We start from the raw sequence: 20583 nt of genomic DNA, 5'->3' as shown, positions 1-20583 counted from the left end.
AATGGCGATCACTGAAGTCCTTGTTCTGATTTTAAGCTTTGTTATTTTACTGGGTATTGGTTTACCCATTGCTTTTAGTATCGCCATTGCCGCCACTCTGACGCTTTTAGTAAGCGTGCCAGCAATGGCAAGTTTCACCACCATGGCGCAGCGAATGGCAACCGGGTTAGATAGTTTTACCTTGCTTGCTATACCCTTTTTTATTCTTGCCGGACAACTAATGAATTCAGGAGGCATTGCCCGGCGTTTGATTGATTTTGCAAGAGCCTTGGTCGGGGCTTTGCCAGGCGGCCTTGCCTTTGTAAACATTGTTGCCAATATGCTGTTTGGCGCAATTTCAGGCTCTGCCGTTGCCTCAGCATCAGCCATTGGCGGCGCCATGGGTCCTCGGATGGAAAAAGAGGGTTACGATAAATCATATTCGGCCGCGGTAAATATCAGTTCAGCCACAACGGGATTAATTATACCGCCTAGTAACACCCTGATTGTATTCTCCCTTGCTAGCGGCGGTGTCTCAATTGCAGCCCTTTTCATGGCGGGTTATTTACCGGGACTGCTGATTGGCGCATTGCTTATGCTTACCGCCGGCGTGATGGCTAAAAAGCGTGGATATCCTCGCGGTGATAAAGCAAGCTTTTCCGAGGTTGCAAGAACCTTGGTAGCTGCACTCCCAAGCCTACTCATGCTGGTAGTAGTGATTGGCGGGATTGTAAATGGCCTCTTTACCGCAACCGAAGCGTCTGCCATCGCCGTGCTTTATGCGGCATGCCTAGCCGCCGCCTACAGAGAGGTTGCCTTTAGTCATATTAAGCCCCTGTTGCTGGATACGATTAAAACGACCTGTATTGTGCTGTTCTTAGTTGCCACCTCCATAGGCTTAAGTTGGGTAATGGCGTTTGAAAATATTCCGCAAACCATTACCACGGTGTTACTTGCAATAAGCGATAATCCCATCGTTATCCTGTTAATTATTAATGTGATTTTACTCTGCGTGGGTATTTTCATGGATATGACGCCAGCGGTGCTTATTTTCACCCCTATATTTTTACCGGTTGTAGTGGCGACAGGCATGGATCCAGTGCATTTTGGTATTATGATGATACTTAATTTATGTATTGGTCTGTGCACGCCTCCTGTTGGCTCAGTGCTTTTTGTTGGCTGCTCGGTTGCCAAAATTAAAATTCAGACGGTTATTAAACCGCTGCTACCGCTTTTTATCACCATGTTAGTAGGGTTAATGCTGGTGACCTTTATCCCACAAATCTCGCTTGCCTTACCAGAACTCCTAGGGTTGATGGATTAGCGCCCGAATGAAAGCCATTTGTTCGTTTGTTGCGTAAAAGATAGACTAGTTTATACGCAACAAACGAGTCTTGTTTATGAGCGATTCCGCTTTTCCACACCTTCTTAAGCCTATCGACCTAGGCTTCACTACTTTAAAAAACCGAACGCTTATGGGCTCTATGCATTTAGGGCTAGAAGAAGAAAAAGGCGGTTTTGAAAAACTCGCCGCCTTTTACGCAGCTCGCGCAAAAGGGGGTATTGGGCTGATTGTAACCGGCGGCATTGCGCCTAATATCGCGGGCTGGGTAGCGCCCTTTGCCGGGCGCATGAGCTCCAAACGCCACGCAAAAAAACATAAAGTGATTACTGAAGCTGTGCACCGTGAGGGTGGGAAAATATGCATGCAAATTCTACATTCAGGCCGCTATGGATATCATCCTTTGGCGGTTTCAGCCTCAAATGCAAAATCCCCCATTACGCCATTTAAGCCAAGAGCTTTATCGGCAAGCGGCATTCACAGTACCATAAAAGACTACGCAGAATGCGCCAACTACGCAAAAATGGCGGGTTACGATGGCGTTGAAATCATGGGTTCAGAAGGCTATCTGATAAACCAGTTTTTTTGTGAGCGCACCAATTTTAGAGACGATGAGTTTGGCGGGAGCTTAGAAAATCGTGCACGTCTGGCTGTTGAAATTGTTAAACAAACGCGCGCGCGCGTAGGCGACGACTTTATCCTCATTTATCGCTTGTCTATGCTAGATTTAGTCGAAGGGGGTGCGCCGTGGGATGAGGTAGTTTACCTAGCGAAAGAAATTGAAAAAGCGGGAGCAACCCTGATCAATACCGGTATAGGTTGGCACGAAGCGCGCGTGCCTACTATTGTTACGTCGGTGCCGCGCGCAGCCTTCACTTGGATCACTAAACGGATGAAGTCTGAAGTATCAATTCCGCTGATCACCACCAACCGCATCAATACGCCAGAAATCGCCGAACAAGTGTTGGCCGATGGGCACGCAGACATGGTATCAATGGCGCGACCGCTTTTAGCCGATCCTGATTTTGTGCTTAAAGCCATGCGCAATGAATCTGACCAAATAAATACCTGCATAGCCTGCAACCAAGCCTGCCTCGATCATGCCTTTGAACAGAAACGTGCAAGCTGTTTGGTCAATCCGCAGGCTTGCTACGAGACAGAGCTTATTTTTAAATCCGTTGTTGCACCTAAAAAGCTGGGTGTCGTTGGTGCAGGACCTGCGGGACTCGCCTTCGCCACATACGCTGCTGAGCGTGGCCATGTAGTGCACGTGTTTGAGCAGTCGGGAGAAATTGGTGGCCAGTTTAACTATGCTAAACAAATACCGGGCAAAGAGGAGTTTTATGAAACTCTGCGTTACTACAAACGCCGTATGGAAGTTCTTGGCGTTGAAGTGCATTTAAACACCAGAGCCGACGCCGATTTGCTCTATAACCAAGGTTTTGATGATGTCATTTTAGCCACCGGCATCAAGCCTCGCACGCCGCAAATCGAGGGCATTGAACATCCCAAAGTGCTCAGTTATATCGACGTACTGCGTGACCATAAGGCCGTTGGCAAACGTGTCGCGGTGATTGGCGCAGGTGGTATTGGGTTTGACGTTTCAGAGTACCTAGTGGAGCAAAATCATCTAGCTACAGATATCGATAAATGGCTGGATCACTGGGGCGTAGACAAAGCGTATAAGCAAGGCGGCGCGTTAAAAGCTAAAGCGCTAGAAACACCACCCCGCGAGGTATTTTTGCTCCAGCGAAAAGCAAGCAAGGTCGGCAAAGGTTTGGGGAAAACATCTGGCTGGGTGCATCGCGCATCATTGGCTAACCACAAGGTGCAAATGATCAATAACGTATCTTATCAAAAGATTGATGATAATGGCCTTCACGTGCTCATTGGTGATAAACCACACACCTTTGATGTTGACCATATTATTATTTGTGCCGGACAAGAGCCACTGCGTGAGCTTGAAAATAGCGTTTTGGCGAAAGGCTTGAATGTGCATGTGATCGGCGGAGCTGATGTGGCAGCAGAGCTTGATGCTAAACGGGCAATCCGTCAGGGCGCAGAATTAGCTGCTGCGATTTAAGCTCATCTTTGACTCAGTCGCTCAAGTAGGCTGACACAAAATGTTGCAAATATTTAATCCGCACAAGGGCTATTAATCGGAACTTTAGGTCCCACATTACTTCACACTGTTTTACACCGTTGGAGTATGAACGAAAGATGAAATTATCACCTTTACCAAAAGCCCTTGGTCTGTTGTTGCTGCTCGTTTTCACATCAGCGTGTCAAAAGACCGCTGAAGTCGACACCTTTGCAAGCCCGAATATGCTCACGGCGCAAGGCGAGAGCGAGCCAAGTAATACTCACAACCTGAATTATCGATACATTAAAAATGATGTTGCTGACGCAGCAAAGACACCCAAAGGCACCGTTGTATTGCTGCATGGCTTATGGCGGGATTGGCGAGCGATGGCCGGGCTTGAACGGCATCTACAAAGTGAAGGCTACACTACGATTAATATCAGCTACCCATCGACTGAATATGACATTCCGACCCTGGTGTCCGAATACGTCGCGCCGGTACTTGAACAATTTCCCCGGCACAGCGCTACGCAAACCAGCTCTGCTTTGCATTTTGTTACGCATTCTATGGGAGGCATACTAGTCAGGCATTTATTACAAGAATATGAAGTCGCAAATCTTGGCCGAGTTGTAATGCTTGCACCACCCAACTCAGGCAGTGAAATCGTTGACAGCACCATGAACTTGCCGTTTAGCTCCCCAAGCCCGGCGACTGTGCAGTTGAGCACTGCTGCCAATAGCTTTGTAAATCAACTTGGGCCTGCCAATTACGAGCTGGGAATTATTGCTGGCAATGCAAACAATAATATTATTACCAATGCGCTGATAGACGGCGAAAATGACGGCGTTGTGTCAGTAAAAAGCACGTACATGGAAAACATGCAAGACTGCATCGTAGTGCCGCTTAAACACTATCGCTTGCGCGGCGACGCAAAGGTAAAAATGCAGGTGTCTCATTTTTTGAATAAGGGCGTGTTTGATAAGCAGCTCGTAAGCGTTTCATCTTGTGGTGCTGAGAAAACGGCGATATTAACTCGACGTTAAATTCGGGCGTTAAAGCAATTAGAGAATAGTCGTTCTCAAACCATAAAAGATAGGTCTGACGCTGAGCGCGCCCAATATTTAAATCTAAATCTTAGGGTCTTTTGACTTTTGCTATACCATTTGTGCGAAAATAATCACGGTCTCTCAATAAGTAGGAATAGAATAATAATGAAACTAGTGTCATGGAACGTTAACGGCGTTCGCGCGGTGATGAAAAAAGAGTTTTTAAGCTCGCTTGCTGCTATGGATTGCGACGTCTTGTGCTTACAAGAAACAAAAGCGCAGGATGACCAAGTGCTTGAAGCTTTAAGCGAGTTAAAAGGCTATGAAATATTTACTAACTCGGCAGTCAAAAAAGGCTACTCAGGTACGAGCATTATTACTCGCGTGAAACCCAGCGAAGTGAGCAAAGACATAGGCATTGAAGAGCACGACCAAGAAGGCCGCGTCTTGTGCGCCCAATTCGATGATTTTTATTTAGTGACGGTCTATACCCCAAATTCACAGAATGATTTGCGTCGCCTGCCCTATCGACAAGCTTGGGACGCAGCTTTTTTAGAGTATGTGAAAGCACTAGAGAGCAAAAAGCCGGTGTTGATATGCGGTGACTTGAACGTGGCGCACCGAGATATCGATCTTGCGCGACCTAAACCTAATTACAATAAAAGCGCAGGTTATACCCAGGCCGAAATTGACGGCTTAGACAATTTAGTGGCCGCCGGCTTTACAGACACATTCAGGCATCTTCATCCGGAGGAAGTGAAGTACACTTGGTGGAGCTATCGTGCAGGCGCACGGGAGCGAAATGTTGGCTGGCGGATAGACTACTTTTTGGCTTCAAAAGCACTAAAAGAATCGGTCCAACAAGCACACATACATAATGAAATATTTGGCTCGGACCATTGCCCGGTGAGTGTAGTGATTTAGAAGATGGGACTTCAGGTCTTAGCTTCGCGTAGCAATACCCATTTTATCGATGGTTTGGCAATTTAATCATCCGCTTCAATAATCAGCTCGCTGAGCAATGGGAAGTGATCAGAGTCGATGGATGGCAAACGCCCAATGTAACTGACGCTAAAATGATGAGAATGAAAAATATGATCGAGCGGCCAGCGGGCAATAGGATACTTTACGTGAAAGGTGTTTAGAAATGCTCGGCCTACTCGCGGGTCTTTAAGACCGCTTACTTGTTTGAATTTGCGCGTAGTGGGTGACCATGCAACGTCATTCAAATCGCCGGTAACGATAGTCGGATACTTATCAGGCTCTACTTGTTCGGCGATTTTGAGCAATTCTATATCACGAGGTTTAGCCGTGTCATTTTCTGTGGGGCTTGGCGGAGCAGGATGCACAAAATAGCAATGTACACCAAAATCTTCATTTAACATCGCCTTGCAACTCACTGAAGGAACATCTTCTTCAACCAGATAGCTCACTTCCACATCACGCAATTCCAATTTGCTATAAACATGCATACCATAAAGGTTACCCTTTGGAACCGGCACGCGGTAAGGATAATCGTCATGTAATTCCTCCAGCGCGTTTTCCCACCATTCATCGCTCTCGAGCGTGACCAGAATATCAGGGCTGTGCTCAAGTACTAAATCAATTAACTTGTTGGAAGAGCGATTTGGCATGAGCACATTTGAAGTAAGCACGCTAATTTTCTTACATCCTGGACATCGATAAGCTGTTTTTACTTCTTTAGGGAAAAGTTGACTAAAGGGAACGACCCAATAAGCTTGATACGCAATACACAACAGCGAAACTGACGCTAGAACAAATTCAACAGCGCCAGCGTAAACATATAACAGTGCAGTCAGATTTAATAGCGATAGAAATAATATTTGAAGTCGAGGAAACTCCCATACTCTTACCGCCCAATGCTGACTAGGTAGCAATGGTAAGAAGGTGAAAGCAAACACTAGCGCCGTCGTAATAGCGAGAATTAAGGTCATAATGTATAGCTAAATACCAAACACGATTTTTAAAGCAATTATCATACAAGCATTATGCAGCATCGCTCTCGCTTAATGAAGCAGTACTGACAGAGAGGCGGCCTTCAATGATGCCAATAGCAATCAATTCGGTTTGCTCCATACCTTTGTGCTTTTGCGCTTGCTGCACTTGCTTGTTTGCCTCAGAAAAGAAACTCGACATTTTTCTTTGCTCATGCAGTGTGACAAGTGTTTCCAGCACCACAGGGTGAATATAGTAAGTCTCACACACCGATGGCGTATTGCCTAAATCAGACGCTACTGCCTTTACCAAAGTCGGCTTGAATTTTTTGCGCATATGCTCTTTTGCGCTTGCATCACATTCAAGGGCGTATTCTACCGCCAGTCGAGTACCTTTCCATGTTCTGAAATACTTACTGGAAAAAATGTTTTTCGATATGCTTTGGATATATTCGTTCAACTCATCACTCGTTAAGTCGCGCCATTTACGTTGCTGCTTATATCGAAATAAGCTGTAGCCCGGTAGCTCAGCACAACGTTCGATCAGCTCTGATAATGCATCATCATTAATATCAATCGAGCGCTCCTTATTGTGCTTACCAATAAACTGTAGATGCACCTGATCATTATCCGTTTTTAGATGACGCCGACGAAGCGTGGTCAATCCGTAAGTCTCGTTTTGTTTTGTATAGTCTTGATTGCCTACTCTTATGCCAGTGCTATCTAAAACGTAAGTGGCAATTGCGCATATATGCTGCAAGCTCCAATTGTCTAAGGCAATATCCCTTTCGTATTGACCTCGGATTTTCGGAAGCAATTTTGCAAAGGTCGCCAAGCGCTCAAACTTTTCTGCTTGCCGCTGTTTATGCCAATCGGGGTGATAGATATATTGTTTGCGGCCTTTAGCATCAAAGCCAACCGCCTGTACATCGCTACTGCGACATTCACTGATACGCACCTGATTCCACATTGGCGGAACGGTTAACAAGCGAATTTGTTTCAAAGTGCGCTTGCACCTGAGCTTTCGACCACTGCAATAAAAGTATTCAAAGCCTCGACCCCGCTTTAGCCGAGTTATGGTGCACATTGCATCTACATCACTGCGCATACATAGCTCCACAGTCAATCCTTGCCCGCTTCATAAAATGTTGTCTCCTTGCTCTGGCGAACGAGATTGCTGAGCTTGTTCTTTGATTTCGGATACTTCACTTTCAAGATCATCTTCTTTGACGTGTTGCTCTCGACTTGCGAGGTTTTGGCTACCGCTTGTTCTTGTCTTCGATACAGAATTTGCGTCTTTTTCCTTCGATGATAGATGAGACGACTTGGACTCAAGACTGGCGACATCATCGTCTTGGGCGTATTTAATGATGCGTTCTCGCGCGTCATCGGGCATAGGGATGCCAGCGGTTTCGAAGGCTTCAAGTATACTTCGCTGAATAACTGAGCGAACTTTAAGAATGGAGTTCTTATCGCTATCGATCCAAAAATACACTTTCAAATTAAGCGTTGATGAACCTAGTGAATCAACTAGCACTTGAGGCTTTGGCTTATCTAATATTGCACTGTGTTCCAATAGGATATCGAGCGCAAGCTGTTGAGCACCAGATGCCGAAGCGTCATACCCTATTCCAATTACAAAGTGAGAACGCATTTTAGGGTTGGCTGTATAATTTTTGATAATGCTTTTATAAATGACAGCATTGGGGATTTGAATATGGTTACCGTCAAAATCAACCAAAGTAGTCGCGCGCGAGGTAACGCGGCTGATGACGCCTGTGTTACTTGCAACATCAACCACATCACCAATCTTGAACGGTTTTTGCACGCTTAATAGTAGACTCGATATAAAGTTTTCAGCGATATCTTTAAACGCGAATCCGACAATTAAGCCCGCTAATCCAGTGCCGCTGGCGACTGCGATTGCAAACTCGGTGAGTCCTGACAAGCGTAGTAATACGTATGCACCTAACAGCACAATGAGCAAACTTATTAGCCTCTTTGTGACCAAGGCAACGAGTTCGCTCTTGTTAAAATGCTTAACAGGTTTTACTAGTAAACGGGAAATCGGGCCTGACAGAATAAATGCGACGATGAAACACGTTAACCCTATCAGAATAAACGGCAGTTTTGCGCCCAAAATGTCTGCTAATGTAGACATGTCGGTTAAAATCGGGGCCAACGTCGATTGGGCGCGTTCATCAGTCATTATTAGTCCTTAAGATTGTCATATATGTTGATTCTAGCGTGAATTGGCAATTGCTCAATGTCGGAACGTATATGATTTTGTTGGACAGCAGACGCTTTGGCAAAAATCAGTGTTTTTCCTGAATCCAGCTGTTTTTCGAAGTCCTTAACCATGTTGCTGTTTTCACTGACGCCGATCATACCTGCCACCCACGTGCCAAAAGCTGCGCCGCCTGCGGTCATAGCTGCAATCGCTGCGCCGCCCACCGCCAAGCCGGCCGCTGGAAAAGCCGTTAATACTAAGCCAGCCATCAAACCGGAACCGGAACCCAGCAACGCCCCCCGCTTCAAAGCGTCAGGTAACTGAGACGATTCAGACAGGTCTGCTTCCGGTAAATCAGCAATCTGGATATCACTGTCTCTGCTCAATGTGGCTATATTGTCATCATCCACCTTTTGCATGCGAAGAAACTTTACAATGTCACTGGCATCCTCAACGCTTGAACATGAATAACAAATATTGAAATCTTGGTTTGACATAACTGTTCTCCAATTGCATAGGCTAAGATTTGTATGAGACACCACAGCATTGAGTGCGATGTTATAGAAATTAGCAATTGCACAATAGATGCCATTTAAATAAGGAATGCCGCACATGTATATAGTCACACGACAGCCACTCACTGTTGCCATTTACGCCATTGTCTGAGCCCGCGTTAGCTTTCACATCGGTAGGCCACTTCGGTATTTATTGCACAGCGGCAGGTAAACTTTACTTGTTGACGCCAATGTTAAGCTTGCAAGCCATTTGGGTGCAGATGCGATGGCCTACGCATTTCACGCTCTGAGAGCGATTTGGCATGCCAATTGAAGTACTCGTTCACGTACACCCTTTTGATTAAGCATTTATTAGCGAATTAAAAATGCCAGAGTCCGTGATTGCAGTACAGCAATTTGTTAAGGGTGTTTTTTCATTCACCCGTTCAGAAAAAACCGGAGAATCATAATGTCAAACGCATTACACACCGAGTTGTTCGACCGTATAAAATCGACACCAACAATGATGGTTGGTTTAAATCGAAATGCCGACCGAAGTGAACCCATGCATATATGCCTCGAAGCTGAAAATACTGATGCATTCTGGATTTTCACGCGCAAAGACAATCGCATCGCAGGAGGTGGTAAAGCCATGGCGCAATTCGTCAGTGATGATCATAAGCTATTTGCATGCTTCTCTGGACATTTAGTACGAGAAACAGATAAGTCGACGATTCAGGATCATTTTTCTTTGACAGTAAGTGCTTGGTACAAAGATGGATTCACGGATCCTACAATGGAAGTGTTGAGATTCGACATTGAGAACACCGAAATTTGGGAGAAGGATCCATCCGCGGCTGCAAGGCTTAAAATGGCAATCGGTGCGAAAGTCAGTGAAGACGATATGGGTCAGCACGCTCTGTTATAGATGGATGAAGGTTGCACTAGCTACATTCAAAACTGGTGCATCAAGCCTTTCCCATTAGTTCAACTCACGAAAGTTCAATGGTCATTATGCGACCATTGAACTTTTTAAGTAAATGGATGATTAGAAATGATGGAAGTGTGTGCCGTTTAATTCACAAAGCTTTCACACGTGGAGTCAGTAATGTTTATTGTAAAATATTATTTATTGATAAGTGTATTGTCGCTACTTGCAGCAGTATTTTCACCAAGTTGGTATTTCACCGTAATTTTAGCGTGGGTATCGTTATCTCTATTTGCTGTGTCAATGGCCTATATCACAGACTCACCGTGGATTTTTAGAAAAAACGACCGAGGCGATATTCCCTTGTACATTCAATGGGTTTTCATTCCCTTTCTTCTCGGCGTTCAAATGTATAATAGCTGGCAAAGAAAGACTGACTCCGTTCCTCCACTTCAGGAAATAAAGCCAGGTATATTCTTAGCGTGCAGACTATTCCCTTCAGATATAGAGATCTTAAGAAAAGAAAATGTAAGCGCTATTCTTGATGCAACAGCGGAGTTTTCAGGCTTAATTTGGAGCGCGCAAGATGAGGACTTAGACTACCTGAATGTCCCTATCCTTGACCACAAAGCACCGCACAAGCAAGACATCGAAAAAGCAATAAACTGGATACACAATCATATTCGTGACAACAAATCAGTGGTTGTTCATTGTGCGTTGGGGCGCGGACGCTCTGTTCTCATTGTCGCTGCATATCTAATTGCCACAAACTACTCTGAGTCTGTTGATGCTGCAATCAAATTGATTAATGGAATTAGAGGCACAGCTCGGCTTAACAAATATCAACATCGAAAACTTGACGCTATGCACAAAGAAGGCTTGCTTTCGATTAAGTCGCGCGCGCTGTTGGTGGCTAATCCTAGTTCGGGACGCCAGACTTGGGATGATGTTCAAGACCAAATTCTTCAAACCTTGCAGCAACGTTATCAAGTTGATGTCTTGCTGACTCAACAAAACCAGCCAGTAGAAGAGCGTTGCTCGCGAGAGAAGATTACCAAATTTGATGCTGTATTTGCTTGTGGAGGCGACGGCACGGTTAATGAGGTGGCACAATTGGTAAAAGAATCAGATACTGTTTTGGGGATAATTCCTTTAGGGACAACTAATGCTTTATGCCATGTGCTGTATGGAAAACGCAGCAAAATAGCGCCAGTGAGCACTGCGCTTGAAGTTATTAATCAGCAGCATCAAGTTACCATGGACGTTGCCAAATGTAATAACGAAATCCTACTTTTAGTAGCAGGAATAGGTGTTGAGCGAGACATGATTGCAGGCGCTGACAAACAACGCAAATCTGAGCGTGGTGAACTCGCATATTTAGATGCCTTGCGCTTGGCGTTTACGGACAGCACCGAAAAAGCCTACAAACTCAGCATCAACTCAATGGCACCGGATATCGTTTTAGCTAATAGCATCGTAGTCGCCAACGCAGCACCAGCAACTACAATTTTGGCGCAGGGTAGCGGTAAAGTAGATCCCTTTGTCGGTCAATTAGATGTCACGATATTAAACTTGGAACAATCTGTCTCTGAGCCAGTAGCAAAAGTGCTGACGCAAAGCGTTAGTGGCGGCAATGCTCAAGTAGGCCAAAGCAATGCTATGCGTTATATGAGGGCGGAAAATGTAACTATCAGGCTAGCGGACGAGTCTCCTATCGATTATGTGATTGATGGTGAGCTTAGAACGGCACAAACAGTCAAAATTTCGGTTATTCCAAAAGCACTAAAACTGTTTGCCGCTGCTTCAACAATACAAAGGTTTGAGACCGTGTAAAACCTTTTGCTACGGCAAAACGAAAAAACTGCAAAATAAGATGTAGTTTTTACAGAGCAAATGACACGAAAATCATTAAAATTATTATTTTTCATATGGTTACCTATGGCACGCATCTCGCTTTACGATTTATGAACTCATAATAAGGAGAGATGTATGAAATATTCAATTTTAGCAGTAGTTGCAGCAGCCGCGTTAAACACCTCAGCGTATGCTTCAGATCACAATAAAAATAACTGGACGGATGCCGCATTGGACGCTTGGATAGATGGTAAAGCGGAAGCTACATTATTGTTTAATGGGAACCTTGATTCATTTGATATCAATACGGACGTCCAAAATGGACTGGTGACGCTCACAGGGAAAGTTGACACGCAGGTTGAGAAACAATTAGCGGCTGAATTAATCAAGGGAATAGAAGGCGTTCGGGAAATTGAGAACGACTTAAGTGTCTATGATGAAAATAAGGATAGGGATACCAGTTTCATTGATGCTAAAATTAGCACAGTGATAAAGTCGCGATTGTTGTTTGATTCAGACATAGCGGGAACGGATATTGATGTAGATGTGGAAAATAAAATGGTTACTCTGAACGGAAGGGTCGAATCTGAAGCGGAGAAAGATTTGGCAGTAACAATTGCTCAAAACGCAGACGATGTAGAGGGAGTGACAAGTCGACTAACAATAGAGTCAGACAGCTAATAAGGTAATTTAGTTAGCGTAAGATATAAGCCGGGGCAAGTCGCTCCGGTTTTTTTATTTTCAACTGTATCAATAAATTGCATTGAGGCATGACTCGTTATTTATCTCTGCTCAGTTGAATAGTCCCGTCCACGTGCACGTCACGCTGGGGGAAGGCTATAACAACATTATTATCATTAAATAAACTGTCGATATTGAAGCGCACTTCGGAACGAATGACGCGCAAGTCACGTTCCATTGTGGCGCTTACCCAAAAATACACTTCAAATACAAGAGAATTGTCACCAAAGTCATCAAATATTACAACTGGAAGGGGCTCAGATAAAACATGCGGCTGCTGCTTCACTGCTTGTTCAATCAGTGCTGCGACTAATTTTACGTCTGAACCATAGGCTACTCCAACCTTGACTGAGGTACGGATGCGGTTATCAACAAGCGTCCAATTTACTACCGTATTTTCAAGTAATTTACTATTAGGTATCAACATATGTACGCCATCGACGCGCCTTATGCGCGTAGAGCGTGTATTGATAGACTCAACTTTGCCCTTGGCAACCTTGTCAATTTCGAGAAAATCATTGATACGGATTGGGCGCTCCCACATCAGTATCCACCCGCTAATAAAATTATTGATAATGTTTTGAGCGCCAAAGCCAACACCTATGGCAACTGCACCCGAAACAAAAGCAAATGCAGTTAGAGGGATATTCAGCATCGTCAGAGTAGTCAGTACAACGACGATGATGGCGACAATATAAAACAGTCGTTTCACTAGGTGTATAATATCAGGCTTTACCTTATGCGCAGTCAAGCGCCTTGCGATAAAACCTGCCACCCAGCGTATAATGATAAAACTGACAATTACATATACCGGCACGATAAGCACATCGCCAACGGTGAGCTGATACTTTTCAGTTGCTAAAAGCACAAAGCTAAGTGAATGAGAAATTGCACTCAATATTGAATCAAAATATTCATCCATATTTTTACAAGCCATACATTCTTAAAACGAATTGATTCGTTAATACGTATCAAGAGTAGCCATAGATTTTTAGCGCGAGTCGTTTCGCCGCGCATATCTCTCTTTTATCAAAGATTAAATGATATGTTAAGGCAGAAATAATAAGCATACTTATATTGCCACTTTGACATAAGCTTGTTAATATTCATCTGTTCAACAAACAGCAGTACGAAAATTGAACACCGATATAGGTAGTTTGTTTATGAGCCTACTAATCTCGGCAAATAGAAGGGAATTAAAATGCTTCGCACCAAAGACGCAGACCATCTGCGGTTCATTAATTACGTGCTTATTGCTGATGACGATTTAGATGATCAAGTCTTGATAAGGGATGCTTTAATCGAGTGTGGTCATAGTGAAGACAAGATTAAATTTGTGCTTGACGGAGAGGAACTCATTTCCGCGCTCGAGCATGCTAGCAAACTTCCGGATCTCATTTTGTTGGACCTTAACATGCCAAGAAAGGGCGGAAAAGAAGTACTCAATGAAATACGAAGCAATTCAAAGTTGCGATTAATTCCCATCGTAATGCTTAGTACCTCGGACTCTGACACAGACATTAAAGAGTGCTATGCCTTGGGCAGTAATACTTATATTACTAAACCAAGGCTTTACTCTGAGTTACTCGAATCGATGGAGGCGCTTACGTCTTATTGGTTCACCCATGCAACACTTATAGACGGATAAAACAATAACAACGGGTTTACTGTTTATTGATAAAAAATGTATGATTTTACCAATCAAGCTTTAATAATAACTTTTCGGGAGAATGCGCCAGCCCGCACATTTCATCGTAAGGAGTCGCTTGCTTCAACCAGACCGAATCGAAAGATTCGTTGACAACTTGATCTTTGATTTCCTTAATTGACTCAAATTGTTGCGTTTTGCGAGTATTATTGGTCAGTATTTGTTCACTGCTTTTATTCACAATTTTAGCAATAAAGGTTCCGCCCTCAATTGACTCAATGTATAGTTTCATCAATAATCCTTATGCCTTTTCTACCTCTGAATGTGACTTTAACACTTCATCCCCATCCTCTTGTTCTATAAGATATGCGGGTTGACTTTCAGTCGCCTCTCGCTTTACTTCAGTGCCTTTGATTGTCTTACTTACATCCTCTGTAAACCGACTCGTTATTTTTCCAGTCGCTTCACCTGAACCCCAGTTCCATTTAACTTTCGTATTGATTGCAAAACCTTTCATCTTAACTCCTTAAAAAAGTTTATTGATTGACGTTAAATTAACGCCAGCACAAGCTTACATAGTTATGTAAGTCTAAATATCAGGCCCATCACTGTTACCGTATTCTCATTGGCGGCTTAACTGTTCTTTTAACTGCTGGATGTCCGCTTCAATCGAACTGAGACGCTTCGCGCTTAAGTGTGATTCAGCATTTAGGACGTTAGTAATTTTTGCCTTAATTTCCCATATTTCGGAAGCATCATTTCGTTGAATTGAGTAGCTCTTATAACTTGGATTGTCGCTCTTTAAAATTAATGCATCAGGCTCCTCTTTGTAGGTGTACACTCGCTTTGCGACTATGCCGTCTTCGGTCACCACCACGCATAGCGTTCCATTTTCTACCGTATTCTCGACTGCTTCCGTCACAACTATCTCTCTGGGAAGTATCGTTGGCGTCATACTATCGCCTTCTATTTCGAACATACGATAGTTGCCATTTTCAAAGCCCGGGATTTTATATACATCAAGAGCGTCTATATAATCAGGGTTTTGACATTGCTTTATGTATCCTGCGTGAGCCTCTTCGCTGATAAGCGGTATAAATTCATGCGCTGATAACTGTTTTAATTTTGCTTGCATATGTATATTAGAATCGTCGATCTTTTTTGATTTTTCCGCATCCTTGACTGGCGTAAATACGGGTCCCGTTCCCGTAATTAACCAGTTACAATCAACGTTAAGACTTCTACTGATTTTGGCAATTGTGAGTAATGAAAGAGTTGATTTAGCCGACTCTAATTGAGAGAGCGCTCCTTGAGTGATGCCAATTTTGTTAGCGAACTCCTTCTGGGAAAGCTTAAGCTGCTCTCTTAATTGCGAAAGACGCGATGCAGATTGATTGTCATAATTCATAGTATATTAGCATTCTAATTTGTTTAAAACATAAATAAGCAAGCTTATTCTTCATATCAACTTAAGAAAAACAATGCACTGTTACTACGATAATAGGAACTGACTCAGTTCAATTAAAGATGTTTGATTCACCTAAATGATTTTTTTCGGTTTGGTTTGCTCTAACACGTCGACAATTTCTTTTTTATCGTTTTCCACGTCCGCTAATTCTAAGTATAACGCCCACTGTTTATTCTTAGCAGCATTTGCCACTCCCATGTTTACAGCGTCCTTTTGCGGTTTCAGCGATAACAATCCCGATAGAAAGAGTCCTATAAATAATCCTGGGCTTAGCATAGCAATGTATGTAAATGTGGGATTTAACTGTGTGAACTGGGGCCCGAAGTTAACTAAAATTGCACCTAACAAAAGTCCGATAGCTAGGCCTATAGAGCCATACGCAAAGTGAAGAAACATGATATTGCCAGCTATCTTCTCCGATTTCACCTTCGTGGTAACCGTTGCTGTATCAGACTTTGGCGCTATCACTTTTACTGCACCATTAGTTTGAGGAATTTCTCGCTCAATAATTGTTTTAGCGTTAAGCACTGCTTTCTGATTGGGGTAAATGGCTGCAATGCGATTGTCAGCCAGGCTCCATGTTGATGAAGTCATGAAACAACTCCCTTAGTTGTGTCAAAATGAATAGTTGTATTAGGTTTTCAACCGATACCGCGCATGCAACACTTGCTGAATCAATTGGAAACTCATTTCATATTTGCAATACCTATTCCATTGAACCATACTGCTCAAAGTCTCATGAAAACAGACAGTTATATTGCACTTAGCCTCCAGTATCCGAGTAGTCTGTGAAAATAATTCGTAGTTGTGTAAAAAGCTTGCCCACTGGTCATTCTCTCCTTGAAAGGCAGGTCCAAACTATGTTCATAAATAATTGGGACTGCCTTAAAAAAGCATGCTGTCGAGCAAGCATCACAGGAGAAATTCATTGATAGACCCCACTCTTATCTTGGTATTAGTAGGAATTGTGTCCATAGCTTGCCAGTTTCTCGCGCATAAAGTCAGATTGCCGGCCATTTTATTTTTACTGCTTGCGGGTATATTACTTGGGCCTATTACAAACACCTTTACGGCAGACGATCTATTTGGCGACTTACTCTTTCCAATCGTATCTCTTGCAGTTGCAATCATTTTGTTTGAAGGCGCTCTTACGCTCAAAATTAACGATATCAGCGGACATGGCAAAATGGTTAGGAATCTTTGCTCTGTCGGCGTACTTGTCACCTGGCTTGTAGTGACGCCTGCTGCGTACTTTATTCTTGACATTCCGCTGGGGCTTGCTGCTTTACTTGGAGCCATAGTAACCGTAACAGGCCCCACCGTTATTGTTCCAATGCTGCGAACCGTCAGACCCACCGCTAAAATTGGCAACATCTTGCGTTGGGAAGGCATTATTATTGATCCGGTGGGAGCGCTCTTTGCTGTATTGGTGTTTGAATTTATCTTAACCCAGCAAAACGCTGTCTCCCACACCATTTTCGCGTTTGGAAAAACGCTTCTATCGGGGTTTGCACTCGGTGCGATAAGCGGATATCTGCTAGGTTTAGCGTTGCGGCACAGCATAGTCCCGCACTATTTACAAAACACTGCTGTCCTAACTGTCATTTTAGCCGCCTTTGCTGTCTCTAACTTTCTTGCACACGAATCTGGTTTACTCACAGTAACGGTCGCAGGGATGATTCTCGCAAATATGAAAAATGTGGATGTGTCAGACATCCTAGACTTCAAAGAAACCTTAAGCGTGCTGCTAATTTCAGGTTTGTTTATCCTCTTAGCAACACGTATGAACGTAGATGCGGTGATGTCAGTAGGCATGGGTGCGGTTCTGATTGTCCTGATTGTTATTTTCATTGCGCGCCCCTTGTCGGTTTTTATCTCTGGGGTAGGGGTAGACATCACAGTTAAAGAAAAGCTATTACTCAGCTGGATTGCCCCACGCGGAATTGTTGCGGCAGCGGTCAGTGCCTTGTTTGCACTTAAACTAGAATCAACAAACTATCCTCAAGCAGATGTGTTGGTACCTATGGTGTTTATCATCATTATCTCCACGGTTGTTCTGCAAAGCTTAACTGCCGCTAAAATTGCGAAAGCGCTCAATTTACGCCTACCGGCCGCCAACGGCTTTTTGCTATTCGGGGGCAGCCAATTTGCACGAGAACTAGCTCAAGAATTGAAAAAAAATGAAATACCAGTGATCCTTGCAGATACAAACTGGGACACAATTAGCGCAGCTCGTATGGCAAATACTGACACCTATTTTGGCAACCCAATGTCGGAACACGCTCAGCGTGAGCTCGATTTATCAAGCGTTGCAAGTGTATTAGTACTGTCACCTTATCGACAAATTAACCCACTAATACAGGTTCATTTTGAAGACCAACTGGGCAAAGATGCGACGGTTTTGAGTTTGGCACAAAACAACAGTGATGAAACAGAACGTCATCAAGTCTCAAAAGCATATGCAAAAAAGCTTACCCTCTTTGACAGCTTTGTCACTTATGCGTACCTGGCCAACGCGATGAGTAAAGGTGCTCAACTAAAGACAACGGCTATTACCGAAACGTTTACGTTCGAGCAATACGTTCAGCAATACAAAAATAATTTGGTGCCCTTGTTATATATCAACGACAAAAGTGTGGGCGTGTTTACCGCTGATAATACACTCAACATTCAAGCGGGTTGCAAGGTGCTCAGCTTAATTTTGACCGATGAAACCTAGGCTTACTTTGACTGCATCAATTCAATAGTAAGCGCTCAAAAAGGCCAATACTAATCATTGTATTGGCCTTTTTCACAGAGTGTTCATAAAAAACATTGGGATTTATTCTTCTATCGTCTTGCGATAATCCAGACCGCGTGGATAATGCCTGGCAGGTAGCCTAAAATAGTCAGTAAGATATTAAGCCAAAAATGCCCTTTTAGACCTACTTGCAAGAAGACGCCAAGTGGTGGCAACAAAATTGACAATATCACTCTTAAAATATCCATTGTTTTCTCCGAATTTATTAATTTTGCATTTCATCAAGGTATTCATCTGCCAAGCTTTCTTTTTGCTCACTGTTAAGTGCTTTACCAGCAATCTTAAAGAATTCAGTCTCTTCTTCCGTCAAATGATGTTCTACCTTGTCTTTGAGCTGTTTCATTGACGTTAACCAAGCTGATGAGCTCATATCAGTCGCATCGAGCTTTTCTATAAGTTTGTCTATTTGGTGATGCTCTGCAATGCCGTGCCTAGACAGCTCAACGGTGTTGTCATACTGGATAAGAGGTGAATAAAAATGACGTTCCTCAGCAACTGAATGTTTATTTAGCTCGTTCTTAAGTTGCTTGTAAAACTCTTCACGCAATATCGATTCTCCAGACGTTTCAACGAGTGCCTTCATCAATGCCCGTTGTTTATCGTGATCTTGTCTTAAGGCTTCGAAAATTTTCATGCTTTACTCCTATTGTCTAAAATTGGAATTAATATCCCAGCGCAATGACTGCGTCTGCAAGTCGTCGAAAAGCAGCAACGTTAGCACTCCTTTGATAATCGATTTTATTGTCATCATGTATTTTGCTTTCATCGATACAGCGCTTGTGGATCTTGCTTATTGCACTTTGTAATTGCTCGTCTAATGTCTCTTTATTCCTGTAGCTGAGCGCCGCATTTTGCTGCATTTCAAACCCTGAAAGGATAACGCCGCCTGCATTCGCCGCTTTGCCTGGCACCCAAAGTACATTTGATTCTTTAAAAACTTCACCAGCCCCACTCGAACAGGGCATGTTTGCCCCTTCGATCACTACCTTAGTTTCGTTTTTACAAATTGTTTGTGCCAAATCCTTGTGTATTTCATTTTGAGTAGCGCACGGTATGACAACGTCCACCTTCACACTCCACGGGTGCTCATCTTCTAGAAAAGTACCCGACGAACGCTCAGCTAAATCTTTAAGAATCATTGAATGATTGTCTTTATTATTGATTAGCCACTTGATGTCGGATTCACTGATTCCCGATTCATCAATGTAAGCACCTGAGCTACTCGAAAGCGTTTTAACGCTTGCACCTAGCTGACTTGCCTTTAGTGCTGTATGCAGCGCGACATTTCCTGCCCCTGATATTGCTATACTTGTGTCACTGAGTTCTTGTTGAAGCTCTTGTAATACTTCACGCAAAAAATATATAACACCAAAGCCGGTTGCTTGCTTGCGAAGCTGACTACCAGCCAGATCTACCGGTTTTCCAGACAAAGCACCTTCATAAGAATTTGTTTGTTTTAAATATTCACCAAACATCCATGCAATCTGTTCTGGTCCAACGTTGATATCACCTGCTGGCACGTCCACCATATCGCCGATATACGCGTGAAGCGATTGCATGTAAGCTTTGCTGAATCGCCTAAGTTCAGACTTAGACATTTGCTTTACGTTTGCGTTTGCGCCGCCTTTGCCTGCGCCCAAGTTTAAACCGGTAAGCGAATTTTTGAAGCTTTGTTCTAGCGCCAAAAATTTCAAAACGGATTCTGAGCAACTCGGAGTAAACCGCGTTCCACCTTTGTACGGCCCCAATGCGTTATTGTGCTGTACTCTCCAACCCGTGTTGACCCTGCAGTTATGATTATCATCCTCCCACTCAATCTTAAAATGGTGAATTTTGTTTGGTATTAAGATTCGCCTGAGCACGTTATGCTCTTTATATCTAGCGTTTGCGTTAACAATAGGAATTGTGTCGCGGCATAAATCGCGGGCGCTTTGTAAATATTCATTCTGGCCATGTGATTGCTTTTCTAACCAATCAATTGTTTCATCAAGTAATGACAAGGCTGCTCACCTCCT

At 43.5% G+C, this 20583-nt stretch carries 21 protein-coding genes; 9 read left to right on the top strand and 12 right to left on the bottom strand.

What is annotated here, in order from left to right:
- Window position 1 precedes the first annotated feature (1 nt).
- The 4 genes from PN836_RS13815 to PN836_RS13800 all read left to right on the top strand — a co-directional run bounded on the left by PN836_RS13815 (window position 2) and on the right by PN836_RS13800 (window position 5374).
- Window positions 2-1303: a TRAP transporter large permease gene (locus tag PN836_RS13815; protein ID WP_395339219.1), complete on the top strand. Its 1302-nt coding sequence runs from the start codon at window positions 2-4 to the stop codon at window positions 1301-1303.
- Window positions 1304-1379: 76 nt separating this feature from the next.
- The gene (locus PN836_RS13810; protein WP_395339217.1) at window positions 1380-3404 is read left to right on the top strand and encodes an FAD-dependent oxidoreductase; all 2025 of its coding nucleotides are present in this window, start codon (window positions 1380-1382) and stop codon (window positions 3402-3404) included.
- 137 nt (window positions 3405-3541) lie between these two features.
- A complete protein-coding gene (locus tag PN836_RS13805; RefSeq protein ID WP_395339215.1) occupies window positions 3542-4447 on the top strand; it encodes an esterase/lipase family protein in 906 nt (301 codons plus the stop codon).
- A 168-nt stretch (window positions 4448-4615) separates the two neighbouring features.
- Window positions 4616-5374, top strand: a complete 759-nt coding sequence (locus PN836_RS13800; protein WP_395339213.1) for an exodeoxyribonuclease III — start codon at window positions 4616-4618, stop codon at window positions 5372-5374.
- A 62-nt stretch (window positions 5375-5436) separates the two neighbouring features.
- Here the strand turns inward: PN836_RS13800 and PN836_RS13795 are convergent, their stop codons facing one another.
- From PN836_RS13795 to PN836_RS13780, 4 genes are all read right to left on the bottom strand, one after another.
- Complete coding sequence (locus PN836_RS13795; RefSeq protein ID WP_395339211.1) at window positions 5437-6405, bottom strand: endonuclease/exonuclease/phosphatase family protein; 969 nt, start codon at window positions 6403-6405, stop codon at window positions 5437-5439.
- 52 nt (window positions 6406-6457) lie between these two features.
- Window positions 6458-7408 (bottom strand): DNA topoisomerase IB, encoded by a 951-nt coding sequence (locus tag PN836_RS13790; protein ID WP_395339209.1) that lies wholly within the window; start codon window positions 7406-7408, stop codon window positions 6458-6460.
- A gap of 135 nt (window positions 7409-7543) precedes the next feature.
- Window positions 7544-8614 (bottom strand): mechanosensitive ion channel family protein, encoded by a 1071-nt coding sequence (locus tag PN836_RS13785; protein WP_395339207.1) that lies wholly within the window; start codon window positions 8612-8614, stop codon window positions 7544-7546.
- 2 nt (window positions 8615-8616) lie between these two features.
- Entirely contained in the window at window positions 8617-9132 is a 516-nt protein-coding gene (locus PN836_RS13780; protein WP_395339206.1) for a hypothetical protein, read from the bottom strand.
- 466 nt (window positions 9133-9598) lie between these two features.
- Here PN836_RS13780 and PN836_RS13775 point away from each other — a divergent pair, with 466 nt between their 5' ends.
- From PN836_RS13775 to PN836_RS13765, 3 genes are all read left to right on the top strand, one after another.
- Window positions 9599-10057 (top strand): pyridoxamine 5'-phosphate oxidase family protein, encoded by a 459-nt coding sequence (locus PN836_RS13775; protein ID WP_395339204.1) that lies wholly within the window; start codon window positions 9599-9601, stop codon window positions 10055-10057.
- Window positions 10058-10237: 180 nt separating this feature from the next.
- Entirely contained in the window at window positions 10238-11890 is a 1653-nt protein-coding gene (locus PN836_RS13770; RefSeq protein WP_395339202.1) for a diacylglycerol kinase family protein, read from the top strand.
- Window positions 11891-12046: 156 nt separating this feature from the next.
- Window positions 12047-12592: a BON domain-containing protein gene (locus tag PN836_RS13765; RefSeq protein WP_395339200.1), complete on the top strand. Its 546-nt coding sequence runs from the start codon at window positions 12047-12049 to the stop codon at window positions 12590-12592.
- Between the two features lie 97 nt (window positions 12593-12689).
- On the opposite strand, the gene PN836_RS13760 is transcribed toward PN836_RS13765, so the two are convergent.
- The gene (locus tag PN836_RS13760) at window positions 12690-13574 is read right to left on the bottom strand and encodes a mechanosensitive ion channel family protein (RefSeq protein WP_395339198.1); all 885 of its coding nucleotides are present in this window, start codon (window positions 13572-13574) and stop codon (window positions 12690-12692) included.
- 279 nt (window positions 13575-13853) lie between these two features.
- Here PN836_RS13760 and PN836_RS13755 point away from each other — a divergent pair, with 279 nt between their 5' ends.
- The gene (locus PN836_RS13755) at window positions 13854-14300 is read left to right on the top strand and encodes a response regulator (RefSeq protein WP_395339196.1); all 447 of its coding nucleotides are present in this window, start codon (window positions 13854-13856) and stop codon (window positions 14298-14300) included.
- A gap of 46 nt (window positions 14301-14346) precedes the next feature.
- On the opposite strand, the gene PN836_RS13750 is transcribed toward PN836_RS13755, so the two are convergent.
- The 4 genes from PN836_RS13750 to PN836_RS13735 all read right to left on the bottom strand — a co-directional run bounded on the left by PN836_RS13750 (window position 14347) and on the right by PN836_RS13735 (window position 16362).
- Complete coding sequence (locus PN836_RS13750) at window positions 14347-14592, bottom strand: DUF6482 family protein (RefSeq protein WP_395339194.1); 246 nt, start codon at window positions 14590-14592, stop codon at window positions 14347-14349.
- Window positions 14593-14601: 9 nt separating this feature from the next.
- Window positions 14602-14817 (bottom strand): DUF2945 domain-containing protein, encoded by a 216-nt coding sequence (locus tag PN836_RS13745; protein WP_395339192.1) that lies wholly within the window; start codon window positions 14815-14817, stop codon window positions 14602-14604.
- Between the two features lie 105 nt (window positions 14818-14922).
- Window positions 14923-15708, bottom strand: a complete 786-nt coding sequence (locus PN836_RS13740) for an XRE family transcriptional regulator (RefSeq protein ID WP_395339190.1) — start codon at window positions 15706-15708, stop codon at window positions 14923-14925.
- Between the two features lie 132 nt (window positions 15709-15840).
- Window positions 15841-16362 carry a hypothetical protein gene (locus PN836_RS13735; RefSeq protein ID WP_395339189.1) on the bottom strand — a complete coding sequence of 174 codons (522 nt, stop codon included), beginning with the start codon at window positions 16360-16362 and terminating at the stop codon, window positions 15841-15843.
- A gap of 334 nt (window positions 16363-16696) precedes the next feature.
- On the opposite strand from PN836_RS13735, the gene PN836_RS13730 reads away from it, so the two are divergent.
- Window positions 16697-18487, top strand: a complete 1791-nt coding sequence (locus tag PN836_RS13730) for a cation:proton antiporter (protein ID WP_395339187.1) — start codon at window positions 16697-16699, stop codon at window positions 18485-18487.
- A gap of 110 nt (window positions 18488-18597) precedes the next feature.
- Here PN836_RS13730 and PN836_RS13725 read toward each other — a convergent pair whose 3' ends face one another.
- Genes PN836_RS13725 through PN836_RS13715 form a run of 3 tightly spaced genes read right to left on the bottom strand, consistent with a single transcriptional unit; the run spans window position 18598 to window position 20568 of the window.
- Window positions 18598-18756, bottom strand: coding sequence for a YqaE/Pmp3 family membrane protein (locus PN836_RS13725; RefSeq protein WP_395339185.1), 159 nt, complete (start codon window positions 18754-18756; stop codon window positions 18598-18600).
- A 17-nt stretch (window positions 18757-18773) separates the two neighbouring features.
- On the bottom strand, window positions 18774-19202 hold the full coding sequence (locus tag PN836_RS13720) for a hemerythrin domain-containing protein (RefSeq protein WP_395339184.1): 429 nt from the start codon (window positions 19200-19202) through the stop codon (window positions 18774-18776).
- A 28-nt stretch (window positions 19203-19230) separates the two neighbouring features.
- Window positions 19231-20568, bottom strand: coding sequence for a Glu/Leu/Phe/Val dehydrogenase dimerization domain-containing protein (locus PN836_RS13715; protein ID WP_395339182.1), 1338 nt, complete (start codon window positions 20566-20568; stop codon window positions 19231-19233).
- Window positions 20569-20583 lie beyond the last annotated feature (15 nt).

Origin of the sequence: Ningiella algicola, from assembly GCF_028401415.2 — a bacterium.
GTDB lineage: Bacteria > Pseudomonadota > Gammaproteobacteria > Enterobacterales > Alteromonadaceae > Glaciecola.
The sequence above is the reverse complement of the archived record's forward strand: the minus strand, read 5'-3'. Positions and strand labels throughout refer to the sequence as shown.

Coding starts and splice junctions, on each gene's coding strand:
- PN836_RS13815 (WP_395339219.1), top strand. CDS start 2: ATGGCGATCACTGAAGTCCTTGTTCTGATTTTAAGCTTTGTTATTTTA.
- PN836_RS13810 (WP_395339217.1), top strand. CDS start 1,380: ATGAGCGATTCCGCTTTTCCACACCTTCTTAAGCCTATCGACCTAGGC.
- PN836_RS13805 (WP_395339215.1), top strand. CDS start 3,542: ATGAAATTATCACCTTTACCAAAAGCCCTTGGTCTGTTGTTGCTGCTC.
- PN836_RS13800 (WP_395339213.1), top strand. CDS start 4,616: ATGAAACTAGTGTCATGGAACGTTAACGGCGTTCGCGCGGTGATGAAA.
- PN836_RS13795 (WP_395339211.1), bottom strand. CDS start 6,405: ATGACCTTAATTCTCGCTATTACGACGGCGCTAGTGTTTGCTTTCACC.
- PN836_RS13785 (WP_395339207.1), bottom strand. CDS start 8,614: ATGACTGATGAACGCGCCCAATCGACGTTGGCCCCGATTTTAACCGAC.
- PN836_RS13780 (WP_395339206.1), bottom strand. CDS start 9,132: ATGTCAAACCAAGATTTCAATATTTGTTATTCATGTTCAAGCGTTGAG.
- PN836_RS13775 (WP_395339204.1), top strand. CDS start 9,599: ATGTCAAACGCATTACACACCGAGTTGTTCGACCGTATAAAATCGACA.
- PN836_RS13770 (WP_395339202.1), top strand. CDS start 10,238: ATGTTTATTGTAAAATATTATTTATTGATAAGTGTATTGTCGCTACTT.
- PN836_RS13765 (WP_395339200.1), top strand. CDS start 12,047: ATGAAATATTCAATTTTAGCAGTAGTTGCAGCAGCCGCGTTAAACACC.
- PN836_RS13760 (WP_395339198.1), bottom strand. CDS start 13,574: ATGGATGAATATTTTGATTCAATATTGAGTGCAATTTCTCATTCACTT.
- PN836_RS13755 (WP_395339196.1), top strand. CDS start 13,854: ATGCTTCGCACCAAAGACGCAGACCATCTGCGGTTCATTAATTACGTG.
- PN836_RS13750 (WP_395339194.1), bottom strand. CDS start 14,592: ATGAAACTATACATTGAGTCAATTGAGGGCGGAACCTTTATTGCTAAA.
- PN836_RS13745 (WP_395339192.1), bottom strand. CDS start 14,817: ATGAAAGGTTTTGCAATCAATACGAAAGTTAAATGGAACTGGGGTTCA.
- PN836_RS13740 (WP_395339190.1), bottom strand. CDS start 15,708: ATGAATTATGACAATCAATCTGCATCGCGTCTTTCGCAATTAAGAGAG.
- PN836_RS13735 (WP_395339189.1), bottom strand. CDS start 16,362: ATGACTTCATCAACATGGAGCCTGGCTGACAATCGCATTGCAGCCATT.
- PN836_RS13725 (WP_395339185.1), bottom strand. CDS start 18,756: ATGGATATTTTAAGAGTGATATTGTCAATTTTGTTGCCACCACTTGGC.
- PN836_RS13720 (WP_395339184.1), bottom strand. CDS start 19,202: ATGAAAATTTTCGAAGCCTTAAGACAAGATCACGATAAACAACGGGCA.